Raw genomic sequence first — 19,411 nt, forward strand, 5'->3', positions numbered from 1 at the left:
GTCAAAACACAACCAGAACCCAAGGAAACGCCGCCAACGCTGGTGTTTTATCCCTTGTGTTCTTTCATTGGAGCATCGCATGGCCGACACATTGATGAAATCTCTCGATGCGGGATACTCGGCTCTTGTTATCGGGGCAACCGGCGGCATCGGGTCGGCGATTTCGGGCTGCCTCGCATCGGACCGAAACTGTTCAAAACTTGTTCAACTTTCGCGAAGCATTGACGGAATAAACATCACGAACGAGGAGACGATCCGCCTTGCGGCGGATGGATTGAAGTCAACGGCTTTCGACATGATCATCTGTGCCACCGGTGCACTGACAATCAATGGCATAGGCCCCGAGAAGTCTATCCGGCAAGTGTCGCAACAAGCCATGCTCGACCAGTTCGCCGTCAATGCCGTCGGACCCGCACTGATACTGAAATACTTCGTACCGCTGCTTGCCAGGAAAAAGCGAGTGATCTTCGCGTTCCTGTCGGCGCGTGTTGGTTCGATTGGCGACAATCGGCTCGGTGGATGGATTTCCTATCGATCGTCGAAAGCGGCGCTCAACCAGATCGTTCACACTGCCGCAATCGAGGTCACCAGGATAAATCAGGAATCGGTCGTCGTTGCAGTTCATCCGGGCAGTGTCATGACATCCTTGTCGGATCCGTTCTCCGCCGGCCATGAGAGATCAGAGCCAGAAAGCGCGGCTTCTGCAATACTCCAGGTGCTCGACAGTCTTCAGCCCGTCAACAGCGGCGGATTCTTCGCTTATGACGGCAAACCAATCGTATGGTAACGCTAAGTGACATCAGGAAGCATGGTTCGGATCTAGCATCCGAGAATTGGGGCGACTTTGGCTCGGCTTCGTAGCGATGCGGCAATTGGCGGTGCGATCGGCTTTGGGCAGCTGTTGGTGACCCCGAAACTATCTACGAGGGACAATCAGCCTTAATACAGACTGAGCGAAAAAAGCCAGTCAATGGATGGCATGTACAACCACATCCTGACTGGATTTTCGTGCGCGAGACCAGCGTCGATGAAGTGTTCTGGAATGAGAAAACTAGATGAGGTATTAACGCCCCATGGTCGGTTGTTCGAACGGCTATATAGATGCCCGAAAAATTTACGACAATACTTTGACCACGGTGTTCGTTATCGCGTTTAACGGCGATGGGGAACTTCTATGTATACGCCGCGCGCGCGCTCCGGGCGAAGGTCTGTTGGGACTTCCAGGCGGATACCAGATGCGCGGAGAAACATGGCAGGAAGCCGGAGGAAGGGAAGTGCTTGAAGAGACCGGCTGTGTTATCGAAGCGACAGGTTTGCGACTAATATCACTTTCCACCGATCGATATCACAACAACCTGATCATTGCTCGCACCGATGAGCCTGCAGAGATCACGACCTCGCATGATGATGAAAGCTTGGCCGTTCTGTTCCTGCGCTCGGCTGGCGCACGACAGGAATGGGCACACCCAGACCTTTACGACGCAGCGGCGTCATCCTTGGTGGCAATCGAGACCCCTTGAGGCCAGGATCCAGCCCCGTGCCCAACTCATGCATTCTTCGTGATCAAGTACGGACCGAACGACGGTAGACCGCATACAACCGCAATAGCTCCATAGGAAAAATAAGAGGAACAAATGCTAAAAGTTGCACCGAATGCGCTCCCGGATGAAAATGGGTTCTTTGGCAATTTTGGGGGTCGGTTCGTTTCGGAGACACTGATGCCTTTGCTTCTTTCCGTCACTGAGGAGTGGCAGGCAGCCAAAACGAGTCAAGACTTCTGGGACGAGCTGGAGGACCTGTCGCGACATTATGTTGGCAGACCGAGCCCGCTCTACTTTGCCGAAAGATTGACCGAGCGGCTACAAGGCGCGCGCATTTACCTGAAACGCGATGAACTGAACCACACTGGCTCTCATAAAATAAATAACTGCCTCGGCCAGATTCTCATTGCACTGCGCATGGGCAAAAAGCGCATTATTGCCGAGACGGGCGCTGGTCAGCACGGCGTGGCCACGGCAACGATGGCAGCACGTTTCGGCCTTGAGTGCATCATATACATGGGTGCGACAGATATCGCCCGTCAGGCGCCAAACGTCTTCCGCATGAAGCTCTTAGGCGCTGAGGTTCGCGCCGTCACCTCAGGCAATGGCACGTTGAAGGATGCCATGAACGAAGCCTTACGGGATTGGGTGTCAAACATCGAGGACACCTACTATCTGATCGGAACTGCAGCCGGCCCTCACCCCTACCCCGAGATGGTCAGGACCTTGCAATCCGTGATTGGTAGGGAAACCCGAAAGCAGATCCTGGAGTACGAAGGGCGGCTGCCCGATCTGCTGGTCGCAGCCGTCGGTGGCGGCTCGAACGCAATCGGCTTGTTCTACCCTTTTCTGGGAGATAGCGGCGTTTCCCTGCGCGGCGTAGAACCGGCGGGCAAAGGGCTCGATACGAGGGAACATTGTGCATCCCTGACGAAAGGCTCGCCCGGAGTTCTCCACGGCAATCGCACCTATCTTCTGCAGGATGGCGACGGACAGATCATGGAGGGTCATTCGATCTCCGCCGGCCTTGATTATCCAGGTGTCGGGCCTGAGCATTCGTGGCTCAGGGACGAGGGCCGCGTGACCTACGCATCAGCGACTGATGTCGAAGCACTTGAGGCGTTTCAACTCCTGTCGACGGTGGAAGGCATCATTCCTGCGCTGGAGCCAGCGCATGCCATTGCTGAAGTCATGAAGATAGCACCGACCATGGACCGCGATGCCTTGATGATCGTCAATCTCTGCGGCCGCGGCGATAAGGACATCTTTACGGTATCAACGCTTTTGACGCTTGAGTAGGTTGGCAAGCGGAGTGCCGGGCGTCTTCCCATCAGGCGTACTGAACAGGCCGTGAACAGCCTAGAAATCGGATTACAGACCGCGAATTTCGGTTTACCGACAGGGTTCGCCATGCAGAGATCGCGGCCTCCAGGATCGATGAACCGCAAAACCGGTCCAAGGAACAGCATGACGATGTTGAAGCCTACCACCCAGATGAACATGGTCTCTAGTTTCCGGGTCAGCGGTTGATGCCGGGGTCGAGGTGGCGTGTCGCGGCGTGCCCTATATTCGTAAAGATCCAGAAACACCGGCACCCTCCATATCGAAGCCTTGACATCTTACGGTGAAATCTGTCCGTCAGCCAAGGACAGTTGGTCGCCCCCAAACAGCGGCCACGGCCCTGCCGAGACGTGCTGGTCTGCCCTTAAGTCCGAAAAGAAAAGCGAAGTCAGGCCTAGCCTAAAAGCAATTTTTGCGTCGAAATGCACTCATGACGAAGGCTGCGGTCGCCACAGAAATAGGACAAGCGGTGATGCCGAAGATGATCAAGAAATCGGAATTGCCAACCAAAACCTGCGCAACCTGCGGATTGCCCTTCGCGTGGAGACGAAACTGGGCGAAAAACTGGAACGATGTCAAATTCTGTTCAGACCGCTGCCGTCAGGACAAAAACATGCCGAAGAGCAACTAATCAATCCAGACGTCAGCTCATCAAGACGCTCTTCAAAGCCGCAATGCTATCGAGAATCAGTCCTAAACTTGACAGCATGCGGGCTCAAAGAGCTATGCCCCTTCCGAATGCCGGACCTAAATGTTTGATCCGCACTCTAAGTTTCTACGTATTTAGAGCATCTCAGCTGCTGGGAACTCAATTGGATTGCCGGATCTCAAAATTGGATCGAAATGCGTTCCCTCTCACACGCGAGGCGGCACTCAGCCGAATGGAAGGGTTTTTGCCTCTGGCCGGTGAGGCATACGCGCGCAAGCGCAACGTCGATCTCGGCGCGAACAGCCATGTGCATGTCTCGCGCCTATCGGCGGCACTGCGGCGTCGACTGATCAGTGAGGAGGAGTTGCTTGCCGCGGTCGTGGCGGAGCATGGCCCGGATGTCGCCGAAAAGTTTATTAGCGAGGTGTTTTGGCGCACCTACTGGAAAGGCTGGCTTGAGCAACGACCAGGCGTTTGGGCTGGTTACAAAGAGGCAGTCGAGCGCGCGAAGCAACGACTTGAAGGCGATAGGGGTTTGGCAAGCCGCTACACCGATGCCTGCGACGGGCGCATGGGGATCGACTGCTTTGATGCGTGGTCGCAAGAGTTGCAAGCCACAGAATATCTCCAAAACTGGGCGCGAATGCAGTTTGCCTCGATCTGGATTTTCACCCTCGGTTTGCCGTGGGAGCTTGGAGCTGACTTCATGCTGGAGCGTCTGGTCGACGGCGATCAGGCCTCCTATACGCTGTCATGGCGCTGGGTCGCGGGACTGCATACGAGTGGCAAACCTTACCTCGCGAATGCCGAACGCGTACAAGCGACGACCGGCGGCCGGTTCGCGCCCATTGGTCTCGCAACTCGTGCCCTTATTCCACTTGACAATGTTTCCATCCCCGATGCTTCGCCGCCGAGACTGTTTGCCTTACCGGACCCTTCTTGCCCGACGACCCTGTTGCTGACCGTCGTGTCGTTGGAAACCTTGGCGGGAATCAATGCCCTGGATATTCAAGAGATTGCAGTGATGCCAGGGGAAACCGACGCGGACCGGTTGTCACTAGGCGACGCCCTGGTGCGAGCACGACTTCGTTGGCCCAATGCCGCGGTGATAGACTGGGTTGATATAACATCCTGGTCTGACGTTAAGGCATCAGGAAGGGTGCAAATCGTCACCGGCTTTGCTGCGGTGGGGCCAACAGCGGATCGGCTTGAGAAGCTAAAAACAGAATCGGCAGCGCAAGGTATAGCTCTTGCCGAGCACCTGCGGGATTGGGATCGGCGCACCTGGCCACACTGTCGAAAGGGTTTCTTTCACCTTCGGGAAAAGATTCCAAGCCTTCTCAATCGGAGGGGTCGCCGAGTATGACCGAACGCGTGACCGTCTGGTTTGATAGCAACTGCCCGCTGTGCCGCCGCGAAATCGCTTTGATACGACGTCTCGATCGCCGTGGAGCGATCCGTTTCCTCGATGCCTGTGACCCTGCGACCGCATGCCCCTTAAACCGAGCAGACATTTTGGCTCGGTTCCATGCAGAGGAGGCCGGCACGCTGTTGTCGGGTGCTGCAGCTTTTGCTGCAATGTGGCGCGCCATTCCGGCGCTACGCCCGCTTGGCCTGATCGCCGGTTGCCCCCCCGTCACGCCGCTGTTCGAAACAGCCTATCTCGGTTTCCTGCGTCACCGGCCCCGTCTTCAGAGGATGCTTCAATGAACGACCGTACCCGTCCCGTCCCGCAGGGCCGGCTCACTCGGCTCGCTGGCCTTGGAAAACTTGCCGGTGGTATTGCCGCTGGCGTCCTTGGCGAAGGCCTGGAAAGACTGGCACGGGGAGACCGGCCGCATTTGTCGGACTTGCTTTTGACCCCAACAAATGCCCGCAGGGTGACCGATCAGCTCTCAAGGATGCGCGGGGCCGCCATGAAACTCGGGCAGATGCTGTCGCTCGATGCCGGCGACCTGTTACCTGCTGAGTTAACCGTGATACTTTCCCAGTTGCGGGACGCGGCCCATGTGATGCCATCAAGCCAGTTGCAGAAGACGCTGAATTCGGCTTGGGGTGCCGACTGGAGGCGACATTTCGCCGAATTCGATATCACACCCATTGCCGCGGCATCGATCGGTCAAGTCCATCGCGGCGTTCTCACGTCTGGGCGGCAGGTCGCGGTCAAAGTCCAATATCCAGGAGTTTCGGCTAGTATCGACGCCGATATCGACAATGTCGCCACGCTACTACGGATGTCAGGCCTGCTTCCGCGAGGTCTCGATGTGGCCCCGCTTTTGGCTGAGGCAAAGCGTCAGCTCCACGACGAGGCGGATTATCTGCGCGAAGCAGAGCAAATGGGTCGTTTTGGGCATTTGCTGGCGGGAGATAGCCGTTTTGTCGTTCCCGAACCCATCGAAGCCCTGCTTCGCCCGACGATCCTGCCGATGGATTTTCTGGTGAGCGTTCCGATCGAGACGTTGGTAAGCGCCCCAGCCACCGAAGGAAGAGGTGCAACGGAAGCTCTTTTTGATCTCGTATTGAAAGAGTTGTTCGAATTCGGTCTGATGCAGACGGATCCGAACTTTGCCAATTATAGATGGCAACCAGACAGCGGACGGATTGTGCTTCTCGATTTCGGAGCAACACGGCAAGTACCAGCTCAAACCGTCGAACACTATCGTGGCCTTCTGCGTGCCGGGTTGGCGGGAGATAGGACAGCTGTCCGAGAAGCGCTTGTTTCGATGGGCTTTGTCTCAAAGGCGCAGGCTTCCAGGCACGCCCCCGCACTCGACGCGGTCATCAGAACTGGTCTGCGTCACTTGAACGCTAGCCGTGATGGATTATTTGACTTTGCGGATCGACAGTTTGTCGGAACGGTTCGCGACCAGGCCGCACCTCTCATCGCCGATCGCTCGAGCTGGGGGCTGCCGCCGCCTGACAAACTCTTCATCCAAAGGAAGATCAGCGGCATGGTGCTTCTGCTGACGCGGCTAGAGGCTCGAATGAATATAATGGACCGTCTCGCGGCCTATACTTGATGCATTACGAGCACAGCTGTCGAGCGATGCTGATCGTTCACTTTGGTGCGAAAAACGCGTGGCCGAGCAAAGAGTAAGCCAAACGCCCCTCGCATTTGTCTAGCAATCCCCGCTCCACGATTGAATCATCGTAGCACTAGAGAAGATCATGCACCCATCGTCATCGAGACCTTAGCATCCGGCCGTCCCGAACGAGAACCATAGTGATTGCAGATTCGAGGAGTTAGCGTTTGGCAAAACTGATATTGATCCTGGGCGACCAGCTTTGTCCGCAGATTTCGTCGCTGGATGGCGCGAACAAGAATCAGGACGTCGTCCTAATGTGCGAGGTGATGGCCGAGGCGGCCTATGTCGGCCACCACAAGAAGAAGATCGCCTTCATTTTTTCGGCCATGCGCCATTTCGCCGATGAGCTGCGGGAGGCAGGGTTTGCGGTCCGCTATACCAAAATCGACGACGCCGACAACGGGGGCTCTTTCACAAGCGAGCTGAAGCGAGCCATCGAGAGTGTGACGCCGGAAGCGATATGTGTCACCGAACCTGGCGAATGGCGGGTGCTCGAGGAGATGAAGCGGTGGTCAAAAAGCCTTGGCATGCCAGTCGAGATTCGTCCCGACAGCCGCTTTATCTGCTCTCACGAAGAATTCGAGACCTGGGCTGCGGGTCGGAAATCGTTGACGATGGAATTCTTCTATCGCGACATGCGACGCAGGACCGGCCTCTTGATGGAAGGCGAAGCGCCGGTCGGTGGCCGCTGGAATTTCGACGCGGAAAACCGCAAGTCGGCCGAGCCTGACCTATTGCGACCGCGCCATCGCCGTTTTGAAGCCGACGAGATCACGACCGAGGTCCTCGCGACCGTTGCGAAGCTGTTTCCGGACAATTTCGGCAAGCTTGAGCGCTTTGGTTTTGCCGTCACACGGGCGGAAGCAAAAGAGGTTCTGGACGGTTTTATCGCCGATTTCCTGGCCAACTTCGGCGAAACGCAGGACGCGATGTTGCAGGATGATCCATTCCTCAATCACTCGCTCCTGTCCTTCTACATCAATATCGGCTTCCTCGACGCGTTTGCCGTCTGTCGCGCCGCAGAGCGAGCCTATTTCGACGGAGCCGCGCCGCTCAACGCCGTCGAGGGCTTCATACGCCAGATCATCGGCTGGCGCGAATATATGCGAGGCGTCTACTGGCATGCAGGGCCAGGCTACGCAGAGAGCAATTTCTTCGACAACGAAAGTCCCCTACCCTCCTTCTACTGGTCCGGCAAAACCGACATGAACTGCCTGGCGACGGTCATCAACGAGACGATCGAGAATGCCTACGCCCACCATATCCAGCGTTTGATGATCACCGGCAATTTCGCGCTGCTTGCTGGGATCGATCCAAAGGCCGTGCATCGCTGGTATCTCGGAGTTTACGCCGATGCCTATGAATGGGTCGAGCTGCCGAATGTCGTCGGCATGAGCCAGTTTGCCGACGGTGGATTTCTCGGGACTAAGCCCTATGCGGCAAGTGGAAACTACATCAACCGGATGTCCAACTATTGCGGGACCTGCCGCTTCGACCCCAAAAAGCGCATTGGTGAGGATGCCTGTCCATTCAACGCACTCTATTGGGATTTCCTCGCGCGCAATCGCAGCAAGTTACGGTCAAACCGCCGGCTGGCGCAGCCCTATGCCACCTGGGACCGGATGGATAGGGCGGTTCAGAACGAGCTACGGCAACAAGCCAGAATATTCCTGGCCAATCTCAAGTAAAATTGCCATCCACTTATAATGGAATAACGCAATGACCGCACACCCGACGCCATCCGCCGCAGCCTGACAGAATCTTCGAAAGCAACGATCGCTGCTACGGCTATCGCAGACTGCAGGCGTCACTGGCAAGGCAGAGCGTGACAATCTCGGAAAAGGTTGTGCAGCGATTGATGAAACAGGAGAGTTTGGTCGTCGCCAGACCGGATCGTGTCCACATAGGTGGTGTAGCTGGCGGCTGAGTGCCGTGCCTTCCGCCCCAGGTCGGAGCGATTATCAGCGGGCCACAGCGGGCAAGCTGATTTGGGGATCATCGCTCATTTGAGCCATGGTCTCAAGGGTCAGGTATCTGCCTCGCTGGACGGTCCACTCGTCGTTCGCCTCCATGAGCAATGCGCCAACGAGACGGACGATGGCTTCATCGTTGGGAAAGATGCCGACAACCTCGGTTCGTCGTTTGATTTCGCCGTTGAGACGCTCAATTGGATTCGTCGAGTGTAACTTCGCCCGATGCTCTTTCGGGAAGGTCATGTAGGCGAGCACATCGTCTTCAGCTTCATCCATGATAGTGGCAAGCTTCGGCACTTTCGGTCTGATTTGATCGGCAACACTTCGCCATTGAGCGCTGGCCGCCGTCGGCGTCTCTTGGGCAAAGGCCGTTGCGATGAAGGCGGATACGACCCGCCTCCCGCTCTTTCCGGCATGCGCCAGCACATTCCTCATGAAGTGAACGCGGCACCGCTGCCATGTGGCGTTGAGAACCTTGGAAACGGCAGCTTTGATGCCCTCATGCGCATCGGAAACAACCAGCTTAACCCCGCGTAGACCTCGGCGGGTCAGCCGACGCAAAAACTCCGTCCAGATTGGCTCAGCTTCCGATGTACCGACTTCCATACCCAGGACTTCGCGCCGACCGTCGCTGTTGACGCCGACCGCGATGATGACGGCGACCGAGACGATCCGACCGCCACGCCGGACTTTGAGGTAGGTCGCATCGACCCATACATACGGCCACTCGCCTTCAATCGGCCTGTCGAGGAACGCCTTCACCTTGACGTCGATTTCTTCGCATAGACGGCTCACCTGGCTTTTGGAGATGCCGCTCATCCCCATGGCTTTGACCAGATCATTGACCGACCGTGTCGATATTCCTTGGATATACGCCTCTTGGATAACAGCAGTCAGAGCCTTCTCCGCCATGCGGCGCGGTTCGAGGAAGCTCGGAAAGTAGCTACCTTTGCGCAGCTTCGGAATGCGAAGCTCGACTGTGCCAGCTCGCGTCTCCCAATCGCGGTCACGGTAGCCATTGCGCTGGGCAAGCCGCATAGGGTTCTTCTCCCCGAAACCTGCACCCGTAGCTGAGCCGACCTCCAGTTCCATCAGCCGCTCAGCGGCAAAGCCGATCATCTCGCGCAACAAATCCGCATCAGCGCTCTTCTCAACGAGCGAACGCACGTTCATCATGTCAGTGGTCATCAGTGATCTTTCCGTCAGGTTGTGTCTTGAACAACCCGACCCTAGCGGAAAACACTGATGGCCGCCCGCACAGCCCCTCACTCGCTACAGCGCAATTAAGGGCGCGCTCGCGAGAGGCTGCGCTACCGCCGAGTTACACCACTCGGTGGGGCACGATCCCAGACCGGGGCGACTGCGTTTTGGCTCGCATATGGAAGAAGTTAGTCCTGCGCCGGAGAACCTGATCAACCGGGAAAAACGGAACTGTTTTATCCTGGCGACTGGAGAACCATCACGATCGAGCAGTTTGTCCGCGAGGTTGATGCCTACATCCGATGGTACAATGAAAAGTGCATCAAATTATCATTGGGATCACTCAGTCCCATCGAGTATCGCAGAAGTCTTGGCCTCAGCGTCTAGATCAGTCCAAGTTTTTATCCGCATCCCCACCGGAGATGCCCAGAGCGCGACATGGTGATCGGATAAAACAGCACCCAGGACATCAGCTCATAGAGCGGCTGTTCGAGCGACTTCGGCGGTTTCATGAAGTCCAAATTTTCTCCCCCTTTGCTTTCTGCCCTAACGTCCTTCTCTTATCAGCGAGAGGTGGTGACGTCTCGGCTGTCTTTCGTTCGGCGCACGCCATGCACCGAAGCGGCAGCCCCGCAGTACGCTGCGACAATCTGCCCATCGAGCGGACTTGAAACATAAACATTATACGTTATATTAAAATGTATATTAGATAAGATTACGGAGCCAGCCATGCCTGTCATCAAGATTTGCGAGAAGCTCTCGGTCTCGCCACAGCCGAGCGTCGACGATATCAGGTCCCTGCGTGACCAGGGATTTGCGACGCTTATCAACAACCGTCCCGACGCCGAGGACGCCGCCCAGCCGGGAACGGAGGCCGAACGCCAGGCGGCCGAACATTGCGGCCTCTCCTATTTCTTCGTTCCCATCACGCTCGGCACCATTACCGAAGCGGACGTGCGATCGTTCCAGAAGGCGCTCGACGCGTCCGACGGCCGGGTGTTCGCCCATTGCAAGTCCGGCACGAGATCCCTCAGCCTGTATCTGATCGGCGAGGTTCTGGACGGGCGGATGGCTGCCGAAGACGTCATCGAGTTCGGCCGTGCCCACGGCTTCGACACGAGCGCCGCCGCGGCCTGGCTCAAGCAGCACGCGGCACGCCGCCCGCAAGTGAAGGGCTTCTTCGACAAGCGCACCTGGAGCGTCCAGTATGTCGTGTCCGATCCCGATACCGGCAAGTGCGCCATCATCGATCCGGTGCTGGATTTCGACGAAAAGGCCGGAGCCACAGCGACCATCAATGCCGACGCGATCCTCGACTATATCAGGGAGAATGATCTGACGGTCGAGTGGATCCTCGACACCCACCCGCATGCCGACCATTTCTCCGCAGCCCAGTATCTGAAGGAGAAGACCGGTGCCAGAACCGCGATCGGCGAACGCGTCGTGGATGTGCAGCGGCTGTGGAAGGGGATCTACAACTGGCCAGAGCTCGTCACCGACGGCTCGCAATGGGACCGGCTCTTCGCTCACGGCGAGACATTCAAGGTCGGCTGCATCGACGCCAAGGTGATGTTCTCGCCAGGCCATACGCTTGCCTCGATCACCTATGTGGTCGGCGACGCGGCCTTCGTCCATGACACGCTGTTCATGCCCGACAGCGGCACGGCGCGCGCCGACTTTCCGGGTGGCGACGCCCGCATCCTTTGGACGTCGATCCAGGACATCCTCACCCTGCCGGACGAGACCCGCATCTTCACCGGACACGACTACCAGCGAGGCGGCCGTGCTCCGCGCTGGGAGAGCACTGTCGCCGCGCAGAAGAAGTCCAACGGGCATCTTGCTGGCGTGAGCGAAGACCAGTTCGTCGCGCTGCGGACGAAACGTGACAAGACGCTGCCGATGCCGAAGCTGATCCTGCACGCCCTGCAGGTGAATATTCGCGGCGGACGTTTGCCGGAGCCTGAAGCCAATGGCAAGCGCTACCTCAAGTTTCCGCTCGACGCATTGCAGGGAGCCGCATGGGAATGAGTCCCGTATCGAAAGCTGTAGCGAAGGCAGGCCTCTCCCTTGCCGAGATGGCAGGCCGGGCCGGAGAGGTTGCCGATCTCCTGAAGACGTTGTCCCACCAGGCGCGGCTGATGATCGTGTGCACGCTGGTCGAGGGCGAGTTCTCGGTCAGCGAACTCGAGGAAAAACTCGACTTCCATCAGCCGCATCTTTCTCAATATCTGACGGTGCTGCGGAACTCGGGCATTGTCGAAACCCGGCGGGAGGGAAAGCAGATATTCTACCGCCTGACGGAAGAGAAGGCGGCCCGGCTCGTCGGCGCCCTCTACGATATCTTCTGTGCGGAGGAAGAGACATGACCCCCTATCTCCAGTCTTTGGCAGGCGGCATGCTGATTGGCGCATCCGCGGCCATGCTCCTGCTTTTGAACGGCCGGATTGCCGGCATTAGCGGCATCGTCGGGCGTCTGGCGCAAGGCGTCGGACTGACTACCAATCTCGCCTTCGTGCTTGGCCTCCTGATCGGGCCGTTGGCGTACCTGCTGGCATTCGGCGGGTGGCCGATCGTCGAGATCACCGCAACCTGGCCGCTGATCATCGTTGCCGGGCTGCTCGTTGGCTTCGGCTCGCGCATGGGCTCTGGTTGCACCAGCGGGCACGGCGTTCTCGGGCTTGCCCGCCTGTCGCCGAGATCCATGGTGGCCGTCGCCACATTCCTGTCGGCCGGCGTGATGGCCGTCGCAGTTCTTCGAGGACTTGGATTATGAGCAGAAACAGCTACCAATTCGGCGCCGCCGTTGCCTCAGGCATCGTCTTCGGCATCGGCTTGTCGCTCTCCGGCATGCTGAACCCTGTTCGAGTCCAGGGCTTCCTCGACGTCTTCGGCAACTGGGATCCAAGTCTTGCCTTCGTCCTCGGCGGCGCCGTCGCCGTCGCCTTCGTCGGCGTGCAGGTGATGAAGCGGATGCGGCACCCGGCCTTCGACGACAGCTTCCATTTGCCCACGAACCGAAAGATCGACGCGCCGCTTGTCATTGGTTCGGCGCTCTTCGGTCTCGGCTGGGGGATTGGCGGCTTCTGCCCCGGTCCTGCTGTCGCCTCCCTGTCGGCTGGCATCCCCCAGACGGTCCTTTTCGTCTTGGCCATGCTGATCGGCATGACCCTTTACGACCGGGTCTGGAGCACAAGGACATGACTGGTTCCGTCTTTGCGGCCGTCGGTTCCGGCGGGATCGTCGGCTTCATGCTCGGCCTTCTAGGCGGTGGCGGGTCGATCCTGGCGACCCCGCTCCTCCTCTACGTCGTCGGCGTCGCCCAGCCGCATGTCGCGATCGGGACCGGCGCGCTGGCGGTCTCGGTGAACGCCTTCGCCAACTTCGCGAGCCACGCCATCAAGGGGCACGTCTGGTGGCGGTGCGCAGCCGTCTTCTCCGCGCTAGGCGTCCTCGGCGCGCTTGCCGGCTCCAGCCTCGGAAAGGCGATGGACGGAGACCGGCTGATCTTCCTGTTCGGCATACTGATGGTCGTGGTCGGCGCTCTTATGCTCAAGCCCAGGAAGCCGACACCAGTCGAAAATCGGCCGGTCGATCTCAGGATGTGCCTTGTCACTGCGGCCGTGGCGCTTGCCGCGGGAGCGGCTTCCGGCTTCTTTGGGATCGGCGGGGGGTTCCTGATCGTCCCAGGTCTGATGCTTGCCACCGGCATGCCGATGATTAACGCGGTCGGCACGTCGCTCCTCTCAGTCGGCGCGTTCGGGCTGGCAACCGCGCTGAACTATGCAGCGTCCGGGCTGGTGGACTGGTGGCTAGCAGCCGAGTTCATCGGTGGAGGCGTTGTTGGCGGCCTGCTTGGCATGATGCTCGCGACGCGGCTGAGCGCCTACAAGAACGTCCTCAACCGCTTGTTCGGGGCGCTCATATTCATCGTCGCCGGCTATATCTTCTACCGGAGCGGGGGCGCCACGTCCTCTTGAGGTCAGCCCTGCCAGGCGCCGGGTATGGTTGGCCTGAACATTCATCACCCAACGTTGTGATCTAATGGACCGAGATGTGAAGTCACGATGTCGTTTCCGGAACAGAGGTGGCGGCATCAAGTTTGAGGTCATCAACAATGAAGTCATCATGACCTTCCTTGGTCTCGAAGCCGAAATGCTGGGCGCGGCTGCAGTTCGCGTTCACCAATGTTGAAACGCTCGACCAGCTGCCTTGCGATCTCCGGCCCTGTCAGCCCATCGGCGAGGCGCATGTCCAGAATGGCGATATCGGCCTCGGGAGCCAACTCCAGAGATCGGGATCCCTCAGATCGCGCAAATCCTGCTCCGTGGTCTCCGCCATGCCGATGGAGGCCATGGCCGCTGCGACCGTAACCGTGCCCACGACCGTGGCTATTCCAAACGCAGCGCTTGCGAGGCCGTGGATGTTCGCCCGCCGCAACTCGGCGGCGGCGGTCCAATCGGGTCAGGCGGCACGGGCAGTTGCCGGGCCGCCAACCGGGCTCGATCAATTGATGACATGGATCACCTTGCGGGCCGAAGGTTCGATAATGACCCGCTCGTTGTTGACGATCGCGTAGCCATATCTCGGGTTCTCGGGAACCGGCGTGACCACGACAGTCTCTGGCAAGGCATGACCGACGACGACCTTTTCCTGCACGACGACAGGCGCTGCCGGAGCCGGCGCTTCGCGAACATAAGTAACAACCTTTGCCGGCGGCGGCAGCGCCGGACAAACGGCTGTAATTGCTGCAGGCTCCGATGGCGCAGCCACGTAGGTGGCGCTGGAAGTAATGATGGCAAAAAGAAATGTACTTATAGTGATTGATCGCAACTCCATTACGAGGTCACGTTCCAACTGCCAGAAGTGCGGTGGTACGCTCAAAGAGCTCCTGCGCCGCCTGTGGCTTCCCAAAGAGATAGCCTTGCCCCGTTTCGCATCCGAGCCATTGCAGGGTTTCGACTTCAGACTTGCCCTCGATCCCCTCCGCGACGACGGCGAGCTTCAGCCCATGCGCCAGCGAAACAACAGCTTTGACAATTTCCAGAGCACCACCATCGGCGTTCATGACCCGAACGAAAGACTGGTCGATTTTCAGCTTATCCAAAGGAAGCGAAGCCAGGTAACTCATTGACGAGTAGCCCGTGCCGAAATCGTCAAGTGCTATGGAAATTCCCACACCTCTCAATCTGCGCATTTTCTCGATAGTTGGTCCGCCTTGCTCCAAAAATGTGGACTCGGTCAACTCGAGGCAGAGACGCGACGCGGCCAAACCGGAAGCGGCTATTGCTTCCTGAACACTCGCCTCAACGTCGGACCTTGCGAACTGAATAGGAGACACGTTGACTGCCACCGAGATGTCGCCTGGCCAATTGGCTGCCTCTGTGCATGCTTCCATCAGTGTCCAGCGCCCCATTTCGCATATAAGCCCGGTGGACTCCGCGATCGGGATGAATTCGAGAGGCGAGATAAGACCGAATTCCGGATGCTGCCACCTGATAAGAGCCTCAGCGCCGATCAGCCGGCCACTGGCGAGTTCGATTTGTGGCTGGTACAGCAAGAAGAATTGGCTTTGTACGAGCGCCTCTCGCATGTCAGCTTCCAGACGCCGCGCTCGCGCTTGGCGAACGGCCGAAGCGGGATCATATTGCGCCCACTGGCGGCCAGGCACAGAGCGTACCAAATCCAGTGCGGACTCGGCCTCCCTGACGCGGCTTTCAGCACTGGCATCGGCGTTCTGCGCAATACCAACCCGAATACCGACAGGTACCGAGGTGAACCCGACGGCGATTGGATCCGTAAACAGATCAAGAAGCCTAGAAGCGACACGTTCCGCCTCTTGAAGGTCCGGGGAACTCAAAGCGACTGCGAAAATATCTCCTGCCAATCTGGCAATGAGGATCTCGCCCAACTCTGAACGCAGGTGGGTGGCTATAGCCCTCAGCACGTCGTCGCCGGTATCCCGACCGAGGGTCGCGCAGACGCCAGAAAATCGCTCGACGTCAAGCACCGCGATTTGGCGGGCCTCCTTGGACACATCAAGGCGGGCTGCGAACTCGCGACGATTGAGAAGTCCAGTGAGCTCATCGTGTTCGGCTAGGTATCGCAGCCGTTCATGATATAGTCGACGAGCTGTCACGTCTCTTAAAATGAGGCAGCCAGCAAAACCGTCATCATGTTGAGTAGCGTCAGTTCGCTCGTTCGGTGAGATCGTTGTGACGACCTCGAGATGAACGGTCCTCGCACCGACCTGCGTCGAGAACTCCATGGTCGTCGAATGAATTTTCGAAGGGTCGGCGCAATGTTTCGCGATGAGCACCTGCACGGCTTCGACAACTGTAGGATCGGCATGGTTGAAAAGATCGTTACCGACCTTTGTATTGAATAGCTGCTTGGCAGACTGGCTCGCTTCGATAATTTTGAGACGACCGTCGAACGCAATGACACCGTCGGAACTGTCTTGAATGATCCGTTCCATCAACCGGCGGGTATTTTTCCTCTCGACGTTTGCGACGACAAGGAGCATTTGCCCGAAATCAAGCCGTTCATTGAGAAACATCAGAAAAGAAAGCGACAGGATCAACCACGGGACGGCGGTTCCAATGATGAAACCGAACTCCTTCTGAAGAAGAAACGCGACGATTTCGATCAGCAACCCCAAAGATCCCGTAAGAATTGCCAAGCTTGCGATGCCGATCGAGCGCCAGGTCAGAGCGACCACAATCAGCACCGCGGAAAAAAACAACTCAAGGGGTAGTTGGTTGAAGGTGCGAAGGTCCCTATTCTGCAACAAGGTTTCGGCTGCAAGAACATGGATCATTGGACCAGCCAACACGCTATAAATTGGAACGGGGAAGATGTCCTTCAGTTCAGTGGCCGAGGCTCCAACAACAATCGATCTCCCTCTCAGCGCATCGGCGCCCACATGACCGTTGAGCACGTCAGACAAAGAGAACGTCGGAACGGTATCCGGACGTATTGAAAAATCAATCAAAGACGTCCCGGTATGCCTGTCTGATTTCGCCAAAGAAGCCGCAGCGGATTGCGTGGAGACGGCATCAGATTCCTCTCCAAGCGAGAAGCGACGAACATTGCCATCCAGATCCAATGCAACATTTGCGAACACTGGCCATGACTTCTCGGCCAGCAAGCCAATCGGCTTGGTGATAGTGGTTTTAAAACCCTTAGCTGTGACTTGCTGGCGAAAAATTGGGAGAAGGACACTTCCACCAGCTCGGTCGAGACCTGCGGCAAGCTTATCATCCTCAGACTTCTGTGAAGGTGTGCTGAAGTCGACGTCGATGAAAATGTCACCAGCACCAGCAGCGGAAATCCGGTCGATCAGCTCGGCGTATACGCCACGTGGCCAAGGCCAGATACCTATAGCGTCCAAGCTCTTTTTATCGATGGCTATGAACGCGAGCGTCCCGGTGGCACTGCGGGGAGCCATTTGAAATCGCTTCGCGACGAAGTTGTCGTTCCAATTCTGCACCACAAACATACCGGGCGCGACCAACGGCAATGCTATCATGCTGGCAATTAGGGCAAGTCGAAGAACAACAGACCCAGATCTACCGCCTAGCGACCTCCAGAGAGCCTTGGATTTGGCAATCACTTGTTGTTGCCCCTGCCGCCGTTACCATTTCCACTGTTTCCGTTTCCGGTTGCCCCCCCATTACCATTGCCGTTCCCGTTATTTCCGTTTCCATTTCCACCACCACTGTTGCCGTTACCACCGTTACCATTGCCGCCGCCGCTGCCGTTCCCGCCTGCGCCACCGTTGCCGTTTCCATTCCCGTTATTTCCTTCGCCGTTTCCACCACCGTTGTGGCCGCTGTTGCCATTTCCACTGGTGTTGCCGCCGGAACCGCCAGCGTTTCCATTACTGCTACCTTCTCCACTTGCGTTGCTGCTTTTGCTATCAGACGCTCCTTTACCTGCGGAAGCGCGGCCGGCGGTTACCGGTCCTCCGCTCGGCTTCACTTGCCCGATTGCAGGAATGCGCGCAGCCGAACGCGGAACACTAATAATGGATGGTTCTACTTGGCCCGACACTGTCATTCCTTGCTTGCGATCAACAGCCGCTTTCTGACGGGGACCGATGTTGGACCGCTGTCCGCTCGCAAATGAGGTAACTTCAACCAGTCCCCGATCCACTGAAACGGATGCCTTGGTCCTGCCGACCGTCACGTGAAAGATGGTCCCCTTCACGACGGCGGCGAGAAACGGCGTCTGAACAGTCGTATGAGGCTGGCTTCTCCTTTCGATCTCGAGGTCAATCGAACCAACCTGCTGAAGGATCTCAGTCTTGCGGGCGAAGAAGCCAGACGTTGTGATGGAAGCGAGTGTGTCTGGTTGCAATGAGATTGCTTCGACGCCTCGCGTAAGCTGCAGTCGCCCGCGAGGCCCAGTCGATAGCCATGCCTTGTTTGGAACTACATCTCCAACATGGACGTCGGACCAGGTCGATTGATCGACCGTTACCTTAACCTGACTTGTGGTCTTAACGACAACCCAGTCATCGCTGGCAGCCTGGGCTGGACCGGAAAAGAAAACAACCACCAGAAAAACCCAACGAAAAACAAACGACATGCACTGCCCCCTAGACTGATAATGGTATAAGGGCACGCTTCAGTTAAGAATGATTATAGAGAAGCAGCAATAGCCCTCGTCCGCTGGCGTACAGAACCGGTCGCTACCGCAACCGTGGCGGCGTTGACCTACAACCGTTGCCAGGCGAGAAACTGATAGTCGTGCACCTTGAAATCGACTGCATTTGAGTTAGTTGCCTCGCAATCTTGGGGGCACGTTTGACGATTGATGAATTGATTGACCTACAGGAGGTGGGTGGGAGAGCTCGGTTGTTAGGCCTACCCATGCATGACAATCCCTATGTTCGTCCACAGCAGCTAGCTAAGTCAGATCCCGATTTGGTTGGAGACCGCGCGATCAGGCACGATGCTTGGAAGTTCGGTTGGGAAGTGGAAGATGCAGCCTTAAGGATACACATCTCACGTCGTTTCAACGAGGATGCCGACGATTACGCCGATGCGCATTCGTTTCGGGCCAGGAAAGGGGCAGCGCTTGCATTTGCAAGCAGCAACGCCTTCCCCCCAGGTCACGCGCTTTGCGGCGGGCTTCTCCGAGACCTTTCACGGCGAGCTCTGGCGGATCTATTCGCTGTCGATCCCAAATAAACGGTCACGATTGAGGTCACCGAAAAGATCGATCTCAGACAAGGTCTTGTCGAGAATATCCCCCTCAATCTCGCCTTTCCGCCTCTCGTTCTCGTGCCAGTCATCGCCATCATCATCTGGGCTTGCGATCAAAAACGGCCTTGGAAGTATCAGGGGACTGGTTTCGCAGATCAGGACAAAGACGTCGGACGATCTATCGATTATCGCCACCAGGACGTTGCTGCGGGATCTCACCCCGCTTGTGCACCCACTCAACAATCTCCTGCGCAAGCTCGGCCGCTCGCTGACCATGGAGCGGCGTTTCTCCGATCTTGCCGCCCATCAGCTCCGTAGGCCACAGGCCGGCATCAAGCTGCTGCTGCAGCATCGTCGCTCCATAAATCGAGGCGCACTGCACCCATCGCATCCGTGAATGTCAGCTCGGTTT

18 protein-coding genes and 4 pseudogenes are annotated in these 19,411 nt (G+C 57.5%); 17 read left to right on the forward strand and 5 right to left on the reverse strand.

What is annotated here, in order from left to right:
* From ACCD05_RS27805 to ACCD05_RS27845, 9 genes and pseudogenes are all read left to right on the forward strand, one after another.
* Positions 1-787 (forward strand): SDR family NAD(P)-dependent oxidoreductase (locus ACCD05_RS27805; RefSeq protein ID WP_413396806.1); only part of this gene is annotated, 787 nt, incomplete at its 5' end.
* A gap of 286 nt (positions 788-1,073) precedes the next feature.
* Positions 1,074-1,520 carry an NUDIX hydrolase gene (locus ACCD05_RS27810; RefSeq protein WP_112949851.1) on the forward strand — a complete coding sequence of 149 codons (447 nt, stop codon included), beginning with the start codon at positions 1,074-1,076 and terminating at the stop codon, positions 1,518-1,520.
* A 114-nt stretch (positions 1,521-1,634) separates the two neighbouring features.
* Positions 1,635-2,840 carry a tryptophan synthase subunit beta gene (trpB, locus tag ACCD05_RS27815; RefSeq protein WP_112436343.1) on the forward strand — a complete coding sequence of 402 codons (1,206 nt, stop codon included), beginning with the start codon at positions 1,635-1,637 and terminating at the stop codon, positions 2,838-2,840.
* Positions 2,841-3,312: 472 nt separating this feature from the next.
* Positions 3,313-3,513, forward strand: a complete 201-nt coding sequence (locus ACCD05_RS27820; protein WP_413396809.1) for a DUF2256 domain-containing protein — start codon at positions 3,313-3,315, stop codon at positions 3,511-3,513.
* A 250-nt stretch (positions 3,514-3,763) separates the two neighbouring features.
* Positions 3,764-4,897, forward strand: coding sequence for an FAD-binding domain-containing protein (locus tag ACCD05_RS27825; RefSeq protein WP_413396811.1), 1,134 nt, complete (start codon positions 3,764-3,766; stop codon positions 4,895-4,897).
* A complete protein-coding gene (locus ACCD05_RS27830) occupies positions 4,894-5,241 on the forward strand; it encodes a thiol-disulfide oxidoreductase DCC family protein (protein ID WP_413396813.1) in 348 nt (115 codons plus the stop codon). Before ACCD05_RS27825 ends, ACCD05_RS27830 begins: the two co-directional genes overlap by 4 nt.
* Entirely contained in the window at positions 5,238-6,551 is a 1,314-nt protein-coding gene (locus tag ACCD05_RS27835; protein WP_112949850.1) for an ABC1 kinase family protein, read from the forward strand. The genes ACCD05_RS27830 and ACCD05_RS27835 overlap by 4 nt, the downstream gene beginning before the upstream one ends.
* A 230-nt stretch (positions 6,552-6,781) precedes the next feature.
* Positions 6,782-8,305 (forward strand): cryptochrome/photolyase family protein, encoded by a 1,524-nt coding sequence (locus tag ACCD05_RS27840; protein WP_112949849.1) that lies wholly within the window; start codon positions 6,782-6,784, stop codon positions 8,303-8,305.
* A gap of 71 nt (positions 8,306-8,376) precedes the next feature.
* Positions 8,377-8,538, forward strand: a pseudogene (locus tag ACCD05_RS27845) (IS3 family transposase); the annotation flags it as partial.
* A 40-nt stretch (positions 8,539-8,578) separates the two neighbouring features.
* Here the strand turns inward: ACCD05_RS27845 and ACCD05_RS27850 are convergent.
* Positions 8,579-9,778, reverse strand: a complete 1,200-nt coding sequence (locus ACCD05_RS27850; protein ID WP_112949848.1) for an IS256 family transposase — start codon at positions 9,776-9,778, stop codon at positions 8,579-8,581.
* A gap of 234 nt (positions 9,779-10,012) precedes the next feature.
* Here ACCD05_RS27850 and ACCD05_RS27855 point away from each other — a divergent pair.
* From ACCD05_RS27855 to ACCD05_RS27880, 6 genes and pseudogenes are all read left to right on the forward strand, one after another.
* Positions 10,013-10,177, forward strand: a pseudogene (locus ACCD05_RS27855) (IS3 family transposase); the annotation flags it as partial.
* 342 nt (positions 10,178-10,519) lie between these two features.
* Positions 10,520-11,818: a bifunctional sulfur transferase/dioxygenase Blh gene (blh, locus tag ACCD05_RS27860; RefSeq protein ID WP_413396816.1), complete on the forward strand. Its 1,299-nt coding sequence runs from the start codon at positions 10,520-10,522 to the stop codon at positions 11,816-11,818.
* Positions 11,809-12,156, forward strand: a complete 348-nt coding sequence (gene bigR, locus ACCD05_RS27865; protein ID WP_111564772.1) for a sulfite-sensing transcriptional repressor BigR — start codon at positions 11,809-11,811, stop codon at positions 12,154-12,156. Before blh ends, bigR begins: the two co-directional genes overlap by 10 nt.
* Positions 12,153-12,563 carry a YeeE/YedE family protein gene (locus ACCD05_RS27870; protein ID WP_112436338.1) on the forward strand — a complete coding sequence of 137 codons (411 nt, stop codon included), beginning with the start codon at positions 12,153-12,155 and terminating at the stop codon, positions 12,561-12,563. Before bigR ends, ACCD05_RS27870 begins: the two co-directional genes overlap by 4 nt.
* Positions 12,560-12,991 carry a DUF6691 family protein gene (locus tag ACCD05_RS27875; RefSeq protein WP_413396818.1) on the forward strand — a complete coding sequence of 144 codons (432 nt, stop codon included), beginning with the start codon at positions 12,560-12,562 and terminating at the stop codon, positions 12,989-12,991. Before ACCD05_RS27870 ends, ACCD05_RS27875 begins: the two co-directional genes overlap by 4 nt.
* Positions 12,988-13,767, forward strand: a complete 780-nt coding sequence (locus ACCD05_RS27880) for a sulfite exporter TauE/SafE family protein (protein ID WP_413396820.1) — start codon at positions 12,988-12,990, stop codon at positions 13,765-13,767. Before ACCD05_RS27875 ends, ACCD05_RS27880 begins: the two co-directional genes overlap by 4 nt.
* Before the next feature lie 82 nt (positions 13,768-13,849).
* On the opposite strand, the gene ACCD05_RS27885 is transcribed toward ACCD05_RS27880, so the two are convergent.
* From ACCD05_RS27885 to ACCD05_RS27900, 4 genes and pseudogenes are all read right to left on the reverse strand, one after another.
* The gene (locus tag ACCD05_RS27885) at positions 13,850-13,975 is read right to left on the reverse strand and encodes a hypothetical protein (RefSeq protein ID WP_283193941.1); all 126 of its coding nucleotides are present in this window, start codon (positions 13,973-13,975) and stop codon (positions 13,850-13,852) included.
* Between the two features lie 318 nt (positions 13,976-14,293).
* Positions 14,294-14,509 (reverse strand): annotated as a pseudogene (locus ACCD05_RS27890) (DUF1236 domain-containing protein); the annotation flags it as partial.
* A 124-nt stretch (positions 14,510-14,633) separates the two neighbouring features.
* A complete protein-coding gene (locus ACCD05_RS27895; protein ID WP_413396822.1) occupies positions 14,634-17,318 on the reverse strand; it encodes an EAL domain-containing protein in 2,685 nt (894 codons plus the stop codon).
* Positions 17,319-17,398: 80 nt separating this feature from the next.
* Positions 17,399-18,379 carry a FecR domain-containing protein gene (locus ACCD05_RS27900; protein ID WP_112436335.1) on the reverse strand — a complete coding sequence of 327 codons (981 nt, stop codon included), beginning with the start codon at positions 18,377-18,379 and terminating at the stop codon, positions 17,399-17,401.
* 251 nt (positions 18,380-18,630) lie between these two features.
* On the opposite strand from ACCD05_RS27900, the pseudogene ACCD05_RS27905 reads away from it, so the two are divergent.
* Both ACCD05_RS27905 and ACCD05_RS27910 read left to right on the forward strand, forming a co-directional pair.
* Positions 18,631-18,765, forward strand: a pseudogene (locus ACCD05_RS27905) (CrpP-related protein); the annotation flags it as partial.
* Positions 18,766-18,835: 70 nt separating this feature from the next.
* A complete protein-coding gene (locus ACCD05_RS27910; protein WP_413396838.1) occupies positions 18,836-19,396 on the forward strand; it encodes a hypothetical protein in 561 nt (186 codons plus the stop codon).
* The last annotated feature ends 15 nt before the right edge of the window (positions 19,397-19,411 follow it).

Source organism: Rhizobium sp. Rhizsp42, from assembly GCF_047304155.1.
Lineage (GTDB): Bacteria > Pseudomonadota > Alphaproteobacteria > Rhizobiales > Rhizobiaceae > Rhizobium.

Excerpts from the sequence above, each read along its gene's own strand:
- ACCD05_RS27810 (WP_112949851.1), top strand. The coding sequence starts at position 1,074 with ATGGTCGGTTGTTCGAACGGCTATATAGATGCCCGAAAAATTTACGAC.
- trpB (WP_112436343.1), top strand. The coding sequence starts at position 1,635 with ATGCTAAAAGTTGCACCGAATGCGCTCCCGGATGAAAATGGGTTCTTT.
- ACCD05_RS27820 (WP_413396809.1), top strand. The coding sequence starts at position 3,313 with ATGACGAAGGCTGCGGTCGCCACAGAAATAGGACAAGCGGTGATGCCG.
- ACCD05_RS27825 (WP_413396811.1), top strand. The coding sequence starts at position 3,764 with ATGGAAGGGTTTTTGCCTCTGGCCGGTGAGGCATACGCGCGCAAGCGC.
- ACCD05_RS27830 (WP_413396813.1), top strand. The coding sequence starts at position 4,894 with ATGACCGAACGCGTGACCGTCTGGTTTGATAGCAACTGCCCGCTGTGC.
- ACCD05_RS27835 (WP_112949850.1), top strand. The coding sequence starts at position 5,238 with ATGAACGACCGTACCCGTCCCGTCCCGCAGGGCCGGCTCACTCGGCTC.
- ACCD05_RS27850 (WP_112949848.1), bottom strand. The coding sequence starts at position 9,778 with ATGACCACTGACATGATGAACGTGCGTTCGCTCGTTGAGAAGAGCGCT.
- blh (WP_413396816.1), top strand. The coding sequence starts at position 10,520 with ATGCCTGTCATCAAGATTTGCGAGAAGCTCTCGGTCTCGCCACAGCCG.
- bigR (WP_111564772.1), top strand. The coding sequence starts at position 11,809 with ATGGGAATGAGTCCCGTATCGAAAGCTGTAGCGAAGGCAGGCCTCTCC.
- ACCD05_RS27870 (WP_112436338.1), top strand. The coding sequence starts at position 12,153 with ATGACCCCCTATCTCCAGTCTTTGGCAGGCGGCATGCTGATTGGCGCA.
- ACCD05_RS27875 (WP_413396818.1), top strand. The coding sequence starts at position 12,560 with ATGAGCAGAAACAGCTACCAATTCGGCGCCGCCGTTGCCTCAGGCATC.
- ACCD05_RS27880 (WP_413396820.1), top strand. The coding sequence starts at position 12,988 with ATGACTGGTTCCGTCTTTGCGGCCGTCGGTTCCGGCGGGATCGTCGGC.
- ACCD05_RS27895 (WP_413396822.1), bottom strand. The coding sequence starts at position 17,318 with ATGATAGCATTGCCGTTGGTCGCGCCCGGTATGTTTGTGGTGCAGAAT.
- ACCD05_RS27900 (WP_112436335.1), bottom strand. The coding sequence starts at position 18,379 with ATGTCGTTTGTTTTTCGTTGGGTTTTTCTGGTGGTTGTTTTCTTTTCC.
- ACCD05_RS27910 (WP_413396838.1), top strand. The coding sequence starts at position 18,836 with ATGCGCATTCGTTTCGGGCCAGGAAAGGGGCAGCGCTTGCATTTGCAA.